At 55.9% G+C, this 13,668-nt stretch carries 13 protein-coding genes; 12 read left to right on the forward strand and 1 reads right to left on the reverse strand.

Features of this window, described 5'->3' with window-relative positions; all coding sequences use genetic code 11:
• The first annotated feature begins 48 nt into the window (after window positions 1-48).
• The 6 genes from E0765_RS04945 to hypF all read left to right on the forward strand — a co-directional run bounded on the left by E0765_RS04945 (window position 49) and on the right by hypF (window position 8,528).
• On the forward strand, window positions 49-1,284 hold the full coding sequence (locus tag E0765_RS04945; RefSeq protein ID WP_132812113.1) for a hydrogenase small subunit: 1,236 nt from the start codon (window positions 49-51) through the stop codon (window positions 1,282-1,284).
• The gene (locus tag E0765_RS04950) at window positions 1,281-3,011 is read left to right on the forward strand and encodes a nickel-dependent hydrogenase large subunit (RefSeq protein ID WP_132812114.1); all 1,731 of its coding nucleotides are present in this window, start codon (window positions 1,281-1,283) and stop codon (window positions 3,009-3,011) included. Before E0765_RS04945 ends, E0765_RS04950 begins: the two co-directional genes overlap by 4 nt.
• A 9-nt stretch (window positions 3,012-3,020) precedes the next feature.
• On the forward strand, window positions 3,021-3,728 hold the full coding sequence (locus tag E0765_RS04955; RefSeq protein ID WP_132812115.1) for a cytochrome b/b6 domain-containing protein: 708 nt from the start codon (window positions 3,021-3,023) through the stop codon (window positions 3,726-3,728).
• 92 nt (window positions 3,729-3,820) lie between these two features.
• Entirely contained in the window at window positions 3,821-4,378 is a 558-nt protein-coding gene (locus E0765_RS04960; RefSeq protein ID WP_132812116.1) for a HyaD/HybD family hydrogenase maturation endopeptidase, read from the forward strand.
• A gap of 9 nt (window positions 4,379-4,387) precedes the next feature.
• Window positions 4,388-6,304 (forward strand): hypothetical protein, encoded by a 1,917-nt coding sequence (locus E0765_RS04965; RefSeq protein ID WP_132812117.1) that lies wholly within the window; start codon window positions 4,388-4,390, stop codon window positions 6,302-6,304.
• Window positions 6,276-8,528, forward strand: coding sequence for a carbamoyltransferase HypF (hypF, locus tag E0765_RS04970; RefSeq protein ID WP_132812118.1), 2,253 nt, complete (start codon window positions 6,276-6,278; stop codon window positions 8,526-8,528). Before E0765_RS04965 ends, hypF begins: the two co-directional genes overlap by 29 nt.
• On the opposite strand, the gene E0765_RS04975 is transcribed toward hypF, so the two are convergent.
• Window positions 8,525-9,208 (reverse strand): transposase, encoded by a 684-nt coding sequence (locus E0765_RS04975; RefSeq protein ID WP_132812119.1) that lies wholly within the window; start codon window positions 9,206-9,208, stop codon window positions 8,525-8,527. The genes hypF and E0765_RS04975 overlap by 4 nt on opposite strands.
• 121 nt (window positions 9,209-9,329) lie before the next feature.
• Here E0765_RS04975 and E0765_RS04980 point away from each other — a divergent pair, with 121 nt between their 5' ends.
• The 6 genes from E0765_RS04980 to hypA are packed head-to-tail and all read left to right on the forward strand — an operon-like array spanning window position 9,330 to window position 13,570.
• Window positions 9,330-9,971, forward strand: a complete 642-nt coding sequence (locus E0765_RS04980; protein WP_188109926.1) for a hypothetical protein — start codon at window positions 9,330-9,332, stop codon at window positions 9,969-9,971.
• 28 nt (window positions 9,972-9,999) lie between these two features.
• Window positions 10,000-10,827, forward strand: coding sequence for a hydrogenase nickel incorporation protein HypB (hypB, locus tag E0765_RS04985; RefSeq protein WP_132812121.1), 828 nt, complete (start codon window positions 10,000-10,002; stop codon window positions 10,825-10,827).
• A 2-nt stretch (window positions 10,828-10,829) separates the two neighbouring features.
• Window positions 10,830-11,120, forward strand: a complete 291-nt coding sequence (locus E0765_RS04990; protein WP_132812122.1) for a HypC/HybG/HupF family hydrogenase formation chaperone — start codon at window positions 10,830-10,832, stop codon at window positions 11,118-11,120.
• A 1-nt stretch (window position 11,121) separates the two neighbouring features.
• Entirely contained in the window at window positions 11,122-12,240 is a 1,119-nt protein-coding gene (hypD, locus tag E0765_RS04995; RefSeq protein ID WP_132812123.1) for a hydrogenase formation protein HypD, read from the forward strand.
• Entirely contained in the window at window positions 12,237-13,229 is a 993-nt protein-coding gene (gene hypE / locus E0765_RS05000) for a hydrogenase expression/formation protein HypE (protein WP_132812124.1), read from the forward strand. Before hypD ends, hypE begins: the two co-directional genes overlap by 4 nt.
• Window positions 13,229-13,570, forward strand: coding sequence for a hydrogenase maturation nickel metallochaperone HypA (hypA, locus tag E0765_RS05005; RefSeq protein ID WP_132812125.1), 342 nt, complete (start codon window positions 13,229-13,231; stop codon window positions 13,568-13,570). Before hypE ends, hypA begins: the two co-directional genes overlap by 1 nt.
• The last annotated feature ends 98 nt before the right edge of the window (window positions 13,571-13,668 follow it).

Consider the following 13,668-nt stretch of genomic DNA (forward strand, 5'->3'; position numbering starts at 1 on the left):
TTCGGATTTATCATACTGAACGATCATTCACTAAGAAGGAGGGGGACCATGGCCGAGCGTAGAGAAGCGTTTAAAATGCTGTTTAGTGCAAACAGCGCGAAAGTGGAGACGAACAAAGGGGAAGCGTATTACGACAGACTCTTCAAGCAGTGCCGTGCGCGGCTTGACGAGCTCAAAGCGTCGCAGCCGCTTCAGGCGATCGATTTTCACGAGATCCTCAGCGACGAGGGATACGATCGCCGCGAATTCATGAAATGGGCGAGCGCGGCGACGGCGATGCTGATGCTCCCTCCTATGTTTACGCCGCTGGTAGCCGAAGCCGCCGAACTGATGACCCGCGTTCCGGTCATCTGGCTCGAACTCCAAGACTGCGCCGGGAACTCCGAAGCGCTCCTGCGAAGCGACGGGCCGAAAATCGACGAGATCTTGCTTGATATCATTTCACTCGAATTCCATGAGACGCTGATGGCAGCGGCCGGGCATCAGGCGGATGCGCAGCTCGAAGACGCGATGCACGCGTTCAAAGGCAAATACCTCCTCTTTGTCGAAGGGGCCATTCCGATGGGGATGGAAGGGCAGTACGGTACGATCGGCGCAAGCGGCGAGACGTTTCATGAACACCTGTTACGGGTTGCCGCCGATGCTGCGGCTGTCGTCGCGGTCGGAAGCTGTGCGACGTACGGCGGTATTCCCGCCGCGGCGCCGAACCCCACCGAAGCGGTCGGGGTCATGGATGTCCTCAAAGGCAAACCGATCATCAATATTCCCGCCTGTCCGGCCAATCCAGCCAACATGGTCGGGGTGATCTTGCATTTCGTGCTGACGGGGCAGGTGCCTGAACTCGATTCGCTGCTGCGTCCGAAATTCGCGTTCGGATACCGGATCCACGACAACTGCGAACGACGTGCCCATTTCGATGCGGGCGAGTTCGTCGAAGAGTGGGGGGACGAAGGGGCGAAAAATAATTTCTGTCTCTATAAAATGGGCTGCAAGGGTCCGATGACGTTCAACAACTGCTCAATAGTCCGCTACAATGAAGGGGTTAACTGGCCGATCGGGGTCGGACGCGGATGCATCGGATGCTCCGAACCCGATTTCTGGGATAAATACGCCTATGAGCGTCCGATGAGCGACGCCAATATCAAAGCGCCGACCGGAGGCGTCGAAAAAACCGTCGACCAGTTCGGTCTGGGCGTTCTGACCGCTACGGCGGTAGGTATCGGTATCCATGCCGCCGCAAGTGCGGTTGCGGGTAAAAAATCAGATGAAGGGGAAGCACAATGAGTAAACATATCGTAATCGATCCGATCACGCGTATCGAGGGGCATCTGCGTATCGAAGCGGTGATCGACGACAACAATACGATCGTCGACGCCTACAGTTCGTCAACGATGTTCCGGGGTATCGAGGAGATCCTCAAAGGGCGCGATCCTCGTGACTGCGGACTCCTGGCGATGCGTATCTGCGGCGTCTGTACGGGGACCCATTACCAGCGCTCCATCGAGGCGGTCGAACATGCGTTCGGCGTGACCATTCCCAAAAACGCCCGTCTGGTGCGGAACCTGATTCAGGGCGCGCTTTACGTCCACGACCACGTCGTCCATTTCTATCACCTTCATGCGCTCGACTGGGTCGATATCACCAAAGCGCTCGAAGCCGATCCGGCCAAAGCGGTCTCCGAAGCGCAAAAATGGGCTTCGGTGGCGGGTGTCGCGGCATGGGGAGACAGCGAATCGGCCTATAAAGCAGTACAGGAGAGATTGACGAAATTCGTCAAACAAGGCCGCCTCGGGCCGTTTGCCAAAGGGTACTGGGGGAACAAGCATTACAAACTGACCCCCGAGCAGAACCTTGTCGCGGTTTCACACTACCTCGAAGCGCTCGACCTGCAGCGTGATGCCGCTAAAATGCAGGCGATTTTCGGGGGTAAAAACCCGCATCCGCAAAGCATCGTCGTCGGCGGCGTGACCTGTGTGCAGGATATTCAAAACCCCGCTCGGATCGCGCTGTTCAAAAACCTGCTTCTCAAATTCCGCGATTTCATCAAACGCGCGTATCTTCCCGACGTCTATATGGCCGGGACGATGTACGCCGACGAGGCGCTTGACGGGACCGGCGGCGGGCTTAAGAACTATCTCAGCTACGGCGATTTCCGTCTTGATGACACCGAATTTTACAAATCGGCGCTCCTCTTCCCAAGCGGTATTGTCGTGGGCGGGGACATCTCCAAAGTGATTCCCCTCGATCAGGGTAAAATCGCCGAGGACGTCACCCACTCCTGGTACGAAGGGGCCAAACCGCTCCACCCCTACGACGGGCAAACGATCCCATATTACACGGGGTTCGGCAAAAAAGAGGGGGGAATCGCCTACCTGGATACCGAGAAAAAATACAGCTGGATCAAGTCGCCGATCTACGACGATACCCGTATGGAAGTAGGGCCGCTGGCCCGTATGGTCGTCGGTGTCGCCGCCAAGGACGAGCGGATCACCAAGTATGTCACCAACTTCCTCACACGCGGAAAACTTCCGATATCGGTTCTGTTCTCGACCGTCGGGCGGACCGCAGCACGCGCGATCGAGACCGAACTGATGGCCGACGTCATGGTCGAATGGACCGACGAGCTGGCCGCAAACGTCGCCGCAGGCGATCTGAGCACGTGGACGGAATTTGATTTCAATGCCGTCAGCAAAAGCGCCAAAGGGTACGGTATGGCCGAAGCCCCGCGGGGTGCGCTGGGGCACTGGGTCCGGATTGAAGAGGGCAAAGTCGCCAATTACCAGGCGATCGTCCCTTCGACGTGGAATGCGGGTCCCCGCGACTACAAAGGACGGATGGGAGCGTACGAATCGAGCCTGATCGGTACGAAAGTCGCCGATCCCGAACAGCCGCTGGAAATTTTGCGGACCATCCACAGTTTCGACCCGTGTATCGCGTGTGCGGTTCACCTTGTCGATACCAAAGGCAGAGAGCTCGGCGTCTATAAAGTCGACAGCGTTTGCGCCATCTAGGGGGATAACATGAAACCCGGATACGAAAAAATCAAACGGATGACCCCCGCCATGCGGATCATCCACTGGGTCAACGTGATTTCCATCGTCGCGGCGGTGATCACGGGGCTCTACATCGCCCATCCTTATTACCAGAGTTTCATCGCCGATCCGGCGGTGGACAAATACGTGATGGCGTGGAATCGCTGGATCCATTTCATCGGGGCGATTTTGCTTGACGTCACGTCGGTGGCGGTGGCGTACCTTTACTTTTTCAGCCGGTTTGAAAAGCCGTACAAAAAGCTGGTTCCCAATGCGCAGAATATGACGGAATTCAAAGAGGTGCTGATCAATCTTCTCACCCTCAACCGCCGTAAAAATTTCGATTCCAGCCATAGCGACAGTTTTAACGTCGTCTATTTTACGATCATGCATCTGATGCTGATCCTGATGCTACTGACCGGATTGCAGATGTACGTTCACGGCCTGGCTTCGGGCGAGAGCAGTATCGGGGCGTGGTGGCCGTGGATGCTCCACCTCACGACCGACTGGACGCTGTGGGTGTTCGGCGGGAACATGGGGGTGCGTTACGTGCACCATTTGACCATGTGGTGGATCGTCGCGTGGGTGATGTTCCATATCTATTATCAGATCTGGCGGACTATTTTCTGGCAGGAAGGGGATATCGCCATCGCCTTTGGCGGTTCCAAATTCAAAAAAAGTTCGGAAGCGGAGTAAAATACCCTTCGCCATTCGACAGCGGGTGCCTTCGGGCACCTCGGTTGAGGCCGCAACGGCGGTTTTAGCCGAGACAAACACAAAGGGTATTCATGAAAAGCGTCGTCGTGGTCGGTATCGGCAACATCCTCTTTAAAGACGAAGGGGTCGGGGTCTATGCGGGACGGTACCTGGATGAGAATTACCGTTTCGAACCCGCTATCGACATTATCGACGGGGGGACCCTCGGGTTCAAGCTGATGACGTATTATCAGTCTTACGACAAAGTACTGATCCTCGATACGGTTTCCATCGACGATGCACCCGGATCGGTCTATCATCTCCCCGCCGAAGCGCTGATGGGACTGGGAAGCTACCGCCAGACCGCCCACGAGGTCGAAGTGGTCGAGATGCTCGAAATCTGTTCGCTGCTGGATAAAATGGCCGACGTCAGCGTCGTGGGGATCATCCCCGAAGATATCGAAAGCGTGGAGATCGATCTCACCCTTACATTGCACGGCCGCTTCGAGACGATGATCGAAACGACGCTGAGTGAACTGAAAAAGGCCGGGGTCGAGGTCATTCCCAAAGAGAACCCAAAACCGCTTGCCCAGATCATCGATCTCTACGCAAACCCCACGATGGCATCGTTCCATCCCCTTCAACCCTAAGGAATCCCCGTGGCGTTCATTTTCGAAATAGGGTGCGATACCCATCAAAAAACGATTGCCAACACGCTGGTGTCGATTTTCCGGATGCACGGGGTTGAAGCCTCGATCGAGCATGAAAACGGGCTGATCACCTGCGCCATCAATCAGGACCATCCGAGGTTGCAGGAGGCGTTCGACGCGATGGGCTCGCTGCTCCCCGCATCGGTCTTCATGCGTGGAAGCTCGCACCGTTTCGACGAGACTCCGGTGACGAGGCTCCCGGAGTTTCTTGAGCGCCTCCCCCTGGGACTAGGCGTATGTCCCCGCTGCACGGGCGAGATGCTTGACCCCTCTTCGCGCCGCTATTATTATCCCTTCACCTCGTGCAACCACTGCGGGGGACAATACGCGTTTTTCGACGCTTACCCCTATGTCCGTGAGAACACGGCCCTCAGGGCGATTCCTCCCTGCCCCGCGTGTGCGCACGAGTTTTCCGCAGACCCGTTTCGCGAAGGGTATCCGCAGATCGGATGTCCCGAGTGCGGCGTCGGCGTCTCGATGCGTGAAGGGGATGAGCTTTTCCTGGCGCGATCGTCGGCCGAGTACAAAACGCTTTTTGAACGCGCGGCCGCGTTGATCGCGGCAGGAAAAAAAATCCGGATCAAAACGACGACGGGAATACGTGTATTCGCCCCTTCCGATGCGGGCGGGGGAACCGCCCTGATGGTATTCAACGCCTCGAAACTTTCGACGCTTTTCTCGCTGATCGACGAAGAGTTCAACGCACTCCTCTCGATCGAACGCCCCGTGTTGCACGTCGCCCTCAAAGACGAACGTCTCAAATCAGTTATGGGCGATACGGCCGATGCACAGTACTGTGACGACGGGTTTACCCTCCTGCTGGGACGTGAACTGATCGAACAGGGGATCGATGCGGCAGCCGTGAGCACCGACGAACACACCCCGGTCGATGCGGTGATCGATTACGATATCGCGATCAACACCCAGTCTCCGATGCGCCTTTTCCTCAACAAAGATGTCCGTTTCGTCGCACAGGGGGAGAGGGGAAGTTTTCCGGCTTTCGTGGTTCCGGCACTCGATGTGGCCAGTTTCGCCCATTCTTTGGCGGCCGTGAGGGTCGGAGAGAAGATGCTGATCGACCGTCCCGAACATCTGGGGGGGACGGCGACGTCGAAAGTCAACGCGCTCGAAGGGGAGCAACTGGGATTTTCGCACGGGAACATTCACCGTTTCGATCAGGATACCGCCTCGTTTATGGCGGTGCTGGCGGAAAACGGTTTGCGTAAAAACAGCGCCGTATGCGCCTACTTCGACGAGACGATCACTTTTTTGTATACCAAAGGAGAACACATCACCCGGATTATCCCCGCCGAACCTTTTGTCTCTGCGGGACTGATCGGGCGGATCGGATCGTTGCGGGAAGGGTCCGACCGGCTGATCGGCAATCTCCGTTCGCAGCACGTCCAGTTGTACGGCGTGCTCGAGACGATTGAAAGTTCTTCGTGCTCTTTGTTCGAAGCGGCCGCGATGATTGTGGGTCTTGAAAACCCCGCGATGAACGCTCTTGCGAAAGAAGCCCTTCGATTTGTGGGCAAAGGGGGGCTTCAGATCGATACGAAACTGCGCGACAACCGCTTCGACTCGGTCGCATTTCTGGCCAGCATCATCAGCTACCGCCTCGCCGATGTGCCTACCCCGTTGCTGTGTTATTCGATTTTCGAGTCGCTGGGAGACTATTTCAGTGATATACTTACCGAACTTAAAAACCGTTCCAAAGCGGAACATGTGGTGTTGTGCGGCAGCGGGTTCGCCAATCAAAGTCTCTACAGCCGGGTGGTACGGAACCTCAAAAATACACCGCCGGTATTATCGCGGAGTTTTCCGATAGGGAGGGAAAATGGAGTCGTCGGAGGGATTTATCTCTAAACGTCTGCTCATAACGCTCCGCGGGATCGTGCAGGGGGTCGGCTTCCGTCCGTTTGTATACCGTATCGCCAAACGCCACGGGATACGCGGATACGTGACCAATACCCCCGAAGGGGTTTTGATCGATGCGGAGGGAAGAGCCCTCGAAGCGTTTCTTTCGGCTTTGCGGCACGATCTTCCCCCCCTTGCACGGATCGATGTACTGGAGAGTTCCGAGGCGGCCGAAATCGGCTACCGGACTTTTGAAATCCGTGAAAGCCGGGTAGGGGAGGGGAGCGCGGCGATCCCTCTGGAGAGTGCGCTGTGCGGCGCATGCGAACGTGAGATGCGCGACCCTTCCGACCGGCGTTACGGTTATCCTTTCATCAACTGCACCGACTGCGGACCGCGCTACACGATCATGCAGATACCTCCCTATGACCGTGTCCGCACGTCGATGAAACATTTCGAGATGTGCGATGCGTGCCGCGCCGAATACACCGATCCCGCATCGCGCCGTTTCCATGCCGAACCGATCAGTTGCCCCGAATGCGGACCGAAACTGAGACTTCTTGATGCTGCGGGCGGCGAAATCGACGAAGATCCGATCGAAGGTGCCGCAAGACAGCTTAAAGAAGGGAAAACGATCGCGCTCAAAGGGCTCGGGGGATTTCACCTGATGTGCGATGCCACGTCCGAAACGGCGGTTTCGGATTTGCGCCGCCGCAAACGACGCCGGGCCAAACCATTGGCGGTGATGTTCGCTTCTATGGAGCAGCTTCGTTCCCACGCCCGCATCGATGATGACGAAGCGGCGCTGATCGGGGGAAACGTCAAGCCGATCGTGCTGGTGGATGCCGATCCCGCATCGTCGCTGGCCCCTTCCGTGGCGCCGGGAATCGGACGGATCGGCGTGTTCTTGCCCTACACTCCGCTGCACCGCATCCTTTTGGAAAAGGTCGATTTTCCGCTGGTGGCGACGAGCGCCAATCTCAGCGACGAACCTATCCTGACCCGTGCCGAAGAGGTGATTCAACGGCTGGGTGACGTTGTCGATGCGATCCTCGATCATGACCGAAGCATCGTCAACGCGCTCGATGACGCCGTCGTACAGGTTGCGGAAGGTCATACGCTGATGCTTCGGATGGGGCGGGGATACGCCCCGCTGACGTTTCCGCTGGGGGGTGCGCTGGACAAACCTCTTTTGGCCGTCGGCGCGCATCAAAAAAGTGCGGTCGGGCTTGGAATCGGCCGCAGTCTTATCCTTGGAGGCCACATCGGGGACCTCGGGAGCCTCGAAGCCGAGGAGTATTTCGAACGCAACATCCATACGCTGGAACGGTTTTACGGTTGCGACCCTCAGACGATCCTGCATGATCCCCACCCGGGCTACGCATCGACCCGATACGCTTTGGAGCGGACCAAAAAAGTTGCGGCGGTACAGCACCATTATGCCCACATACTCGCCTGCATGGCCGAACACGCACTGGATGAGAGGGTGATCGGCTTTTCGTTTGACGGGACGGGCTATGGGGATAACGGTACGATGTGGGGCGGAGAGGTGCTGATTGCCGACGTCCACGGGTATGAGAGAATCGGTTTTATCAAACCTTTCGCCCTTCTGGGCGGGGATAAAGCGGTCAAAGAGCCGCGCCGCATCGCCCTGGCTTTGCTGTTCGAGCGCTATTCGCTCGAAGAAGTGCTCTCGATGCAAATCCCCACGACCGAGGCATTTTTGCCCCATGAAATCCGGCAGCTGCACCATATGTGGAGCAAAAATCTCAACGCTCCGCGATCGAGCTCGATGGGGCGGCTTTTCGATGCGGTCGCTTCGCTGGGGGGATTCGTCCAGAGCCTCGATTACGAAGGGCAGGGGGGACTCGTGATGGAGGGCTATGCCTGCGAGCGCGAGGATGAACCGTTTGCGTTTTCGATCGAGGAGGGGGGATGTGTCGATGTCTTGCCGATGGTGGAACAAATCATCGCGCTCCTCCCCTCAGAGGAAGCCCGTCGTACGATCGCGGGGCGGTTTATTGCGACCGTGGTGTCGATCATCGAAACCTTCGCGTCGCGTTATCCCGAACTCCCTGTTGCCGTAGGGGGAGGGGTATTCCAAAACCGTGCCCTGATGCGTCGTCTGTATCGCCGTTTTGAGGGGAAACGGTTTTATGCCCAGCAGCGTACCCCGCCCAATGACGGTTCGATTGCTCTGGGACAGGCATGGTGGGGGGTTCACAACCTTTAGGGCTTTGCCTCCAGCCATAACTGTTTGAGGACGTGCGGCTGTTCGGAAGAGGGGTAGTTGAATTTGAATTCGGCCTCTTTGAGATAATAGACGAAGTGTTCGGACTCCACTCCACGGTATTCGAGGATGAATGATTCGAAAAATCCCCAGAAACGGGTGATTGCATTGTTTCGTTTCTGGAGTTTTGCGATCCGGTTGATGCGGAGGAACTTGGTGAACTCCCGATAATAGACGTCGTGCAGATTGTCGTCGAGAAACTGCTGTTTATAGCGGTGAAGGGAGGGCATCATCAGGGTGTAGACCCATCCGCCGTAATCGAAGGTAATGAAATTGTGGGCATCGAAAATATGGCGCTCGTCGTGGCGCTTGGCCGCCTCGAGGTAGATATACTCTTCGTATTCCCCGATCGCTTCGGAACGGTTTTGGTAGAGCAGTTCGAGATGTTCGGTAATGAGGGCTCGGAGCCGGTCGTAGCGTTTTTTGACGGTGACGTAATTAAGGTTCAGCGCGCGCGCCGCCGCGGATGCGTTTGAACCCGCGCAAAACGCGTCGATGACCGCCATGTCGGTGTGCAGTTTGGCAGGGCTGTATTTTTTGCGGCACGATGGGCATTTGACCATCCCCTCGGCCAGATGATAGAGCCTTCCCCCGCAAAAAATGCATTGTACCGTCGGTTCCATACCGACTATTGTAGCATCTCTCGGTCCTGAAACCATATAAGAACTTCCCTTTTTTAGATTACTTTCATACTAAAAAAATATAATACCTGAATAATGATTCATAAATAAAGGCGGCAGGATTATGGAAGTAGGGTTGCTGGTCATTTTCTGGTACGGGATTCTCCACGCCTTCGGTCCCGACCATCTAACCGCCATTGCCGATTTCTCGATCGGGAAAAATGCCCGCAGGACGTTTATGACCGTCGGTGCGTTTGCGATCGGGCACGGGGTGATGCTGTTCGCCTTTGCCAAGGTGCTCGAAAAGGTTTCAATCCCCGAAAACATCACCGCTTACGGCGACGTCATCGCTTCGAGCGTCATCGTATCGATCGGGGTCTATCTGCTCTACATGGTCACCCGTAACAAAATTCACCTCAAATCGCACGTACATGACGGAAAACGTCATACCCATATCTGGTTCGGGGATGAACACGCCCACGATACCGCCAGCGGCGGGGCTTCCGCACTGGGGATCGGGATGCTGATGGGGATCGGCGGCGTACGCGGAATGCTGGTGACGCTGGGGATGATCGAAGGCCAAAGTGTTAATGCGATGATGATCCTCGCTTTTATCGCAGGGGTGATGGTTGTCTTTGTTGCCTTTGGTTGGGTAATATGGTGGATCAACAAGGATATTCTCACCAATATCCGAAACGTCCGCCGTGCGTTCGCCGCGGTGGGAGCCGCTTCCGTGATCGTCGGCGGGAATATGCTTTTGGCCTGAAAAATATTGAGATAGAGGAATAGAGATTATGTGCAAAGACTGCGGCTGTTCGATTACCGATCATCACCCCCATACCCATGTTGACGAGTTCGGCAACGAATATACTCATACACACGGCGATCATCATCATGACGGCCACGATCATCACTCTCAAGCCCATCAGGCGGCGCACGAGACACTTCACCACAATCCGCAGCTCAATGACCCCAAAACCATTTCGGTTATTACGAAGATTTTAGACAAAAACGATACCGAAGCCCGCCATAACCGCGAACATTTCAACGAGCACGGCGTTTTGGCGATCAACCTCATGAGCTCACCCGGCAGCGGGAAAACGACGCTGCTGGAAAAAATGGCGTCCCTCGCACCGTTCAAATACGGGGTGATCGAGGGGGATCTGGAGACGAGCCGCGATGCGGACCGGCTCAAAGCGGTGGGGATACCGGCCGTGCAGATCCAGACCGGGAGCGCGTGCCATCTGGACGCGTTTATGGTGCACAAAGGTCTGCATGATCTGCCTCTCGCACCGCTCGATGTCTGTTTTATCGAAAACGTCGGTAACCTCGTGTGTCCGGCCAGCTACGACGTAGGGTCGCATCTCAACATCGTCCTCGTCTCTATCCCAGAGGGGGAAGACAAGATCGCCAAATACCCCGTCATGTTCCGCACGGCCGATCTCATCCTCATTACCAAAACCGATCTGTTGCCCTATTTCAACTACGACATTGAGCGTGAAAAAGCCCAAGCGCGAAAGATCAAACCCTCCGTCGACATTTTGGAAGTCAATATCAACGACGAAGCTTCTATCATGAAAGTCATCGAGTGGATCGAATTCAAACGAAAGATGAGAAATTAATTATGTGCCTCTCCATCCCCTCGAAAGTGGTCAAAATTGATAGTGAGACCAATACCGCCATTGTCGATACGATGGGAGTGCAGCGCAGCGCCGGGCTGGATCTGATGGAAGAAGGATCGGTAAACGTGGGAGACTATGTGTTGCTGCACATCGGATTTATCATGAACAAGATCGACGAAGAAGACGCCCTCGAATCGCTCAAAGTGTATCGGGAGATTCTGGAAAAAATGGACGAATCCGAAAGGCGCGCCGCAATAGCAGAGAGTGACAATTGCCCTAACGGCGGAGCCTGAGATGGCTCTGGAACTCAAAAACCTCTACGACGATTTCCGTAACGCCGACACGATCAAAGCATATGCCGCGATCATTTCCGAGGATGCGCGTCGTCTGAAATCTCCGATCAACATCATGGAGGTGTGCGGCGGGCATACCCACACGATCATGAAATACGGCATTCTGCAGCTGTTGCCCCAGAACATCCGTTTCGTCCACGGTCCGGGATGCCCCGTGTGCATCATGCCCAAAGAACGGATTGACCATGCCTATGTCCTGAGCATGCAAGACAACGTCATCCTGGTAACGCTGGGCGACATGATCAAGGTTCCCGGCAGCAACGGGAGTTTACAGGACGCGCGGAGCAAGGGGGCGGATGTCCGGTTCGTCTATTCGCCGCTGGATTGTCTGAAGATTGCGCGGGAAAACCCAGACAAAACGGTGATCTTTTTCGCCATCGGGTTCGAGACGACCACCCCGATGACTGCCGCGCTTTTGGAGACGGTGATCAAAGAGGATATCCCAAACATCCTGCTGCATCTCAACCACGTCGCGGTCCCCGAACCGATGCGCGCGCTCATCGGCGATGAGGCGTGCATCATCGATGCGTTTTTGGGTCCCTCGCACGTCAGCGTCATCAGCGGGAGCAAGATTTACGAAGAGTTCCCCCGCGACTGGGGCAAACCGGTCGTGGTGAGCGGATTCGAGCCGGTGGACGTGATGCAATCGATCAGCATGATCGTCAAGCAGTTCATTGAAGGGCGTTGCGAGCTGGAGGTGGAGTACAAACGTGCCGTGACCCGTGAGGGGAACCTCAAAGCGCAGGCGATGGTGGATAAATATTTTCAGAAAGTGGACTTCCGCTGGCGCGGACTGGGCGACATCCCCCAGAGCGGTATGGGGCTGAGAGCCCAGTACGACTGCTACAACGCCGAGAAAATCTACGATGCGGTTCTGCCCAAAGAAGAGATCAACGACCACAAACTCTGCATCTGCGGTGACATCCTAAAAGGCAAAGCAACCCCGCCTGAGTGCTCCATCTTCGGTACCGCGTGCAAACCGAGTAGCCCGGTCGGGAGCTGTATGGTCAGCTCCGAAGGGGCGTGCGCGGCGTATTACAAATATGGGAATCCGGTATGACAAAAACGATTACGTTAGCCCAAGGCAACGGCGGCGAAGAGAATAACGACCTGATCAAAAAGGTGTTTTACAAAGCGTTTAAAAACGAGATACTGGAGCGGAGCGAAGACGCGGCGGTGATCGGGAATCTGGCGATGACGACTGACAGTTTCACGGTGAGCCCGCTGTTTTTTGCGGGGGCGGACATCGGCAAGCTTGCGATCTGCGGAACCTGCAACGATCTGGCCATGATGGGTGCCGCGCCCAGATACCTCACCTGCGCGGTTATCATCGAGGAAGGTTTTGACGTAGCGAGTCTGGAGCGGATCGTCGAGAGCATGCGGCGCGAACTCGAAATCAACGGGGCGGTGGTCGTCAGCGGCGATACGAAAGTCGTCCCGAAAGGGAGTGTGGACAAGATCTTCATCAACACCACGGGGCTGGGTGAGATCGTCCAGGAGGGGATCAGCTCGAACGCCATCACCGAAGAGGACGTGATCCTTATCAACCGCGACATCGGATGCCACGGAGCGACGATTTTTGCCGCACGCGAGGGGATCGAGATGAGCTCTACGCTCAAAAGCGACTGCAACTCCCTCTACCCGCAGGTGAAAGCCCTCATCGATGCGGGGATACGGATCACCGCGATGCGCGACGCAACGCGCGGAGGGGTTGCGGCGGTGCTGAATGAGTGGGCCAGACAATCTAACGTCTGCATCGAAGTGGAAGAAGCCAATATCCCCGTAAGCGATGAGGTACAAGGGATCTGCGAGATGCTCGGATTCGAAGCGACGTCGCTGGCGAACGAGGGGACGTTTGTGCTGGCGGTGAAACGCGGCGATGCGCAGCGGGCCATCGACATTCTGAAGGGTTTTGTCGTCTGTGCGATGGCGTCACAGGTAGGCGAAGTGAGTCAAAAGTATCCTCAGCGCGTTATCCTCAAAAGCCCGTGGGGGACCTCACGGTTTCTGGAAACCCCCAGCGGTGAGCTGTTGCCGAGGATCTGTTAATGCATGAATATTCGATAGTGCAGGCGCTGTTGACCCAGTGTGAGGATATTGCCCGTGAGAACGAAGCCGAGTCGGTGACGAAGATCGTCGTCAAGATCGGCAGGATGAGCGGTGTCGAACCCCATCTGCTCGAAATCGCGTTCAATACGTTCAAGGAAAAGACGGTATGTGACGGGGCCGAGTTCGTGATGAACGTCCAGCCTCTGGTGATCGAATGCAGCGGGTGCGGAACGCAGACGACGCTCGAGGAGATCTATTACAAATGTCCCGTATGCGAGAGTCTGGAGGTCCGGGTGATCGACGGTGAAGAGATGTTTTTGATGAGTTTGGAGATGGAATAAAAAGGGGAACATCTTCACTGAAAGTTCATTCACTTTTAAGAACTTTTAATCTCTTTGGTTCCATAATGTTTAAACATAACACTATCAAAGGACAACGC

Origin of the sequence: Sulfuricurvum sp. IAE1 (genome assembly GCF_004347735.1) — a bacterium.
GTDB lineage: Bacteria > Campylobacterota > Campylobacteria > Campylobacterales > Sulfurimonadaceae > Sulfuricurvum.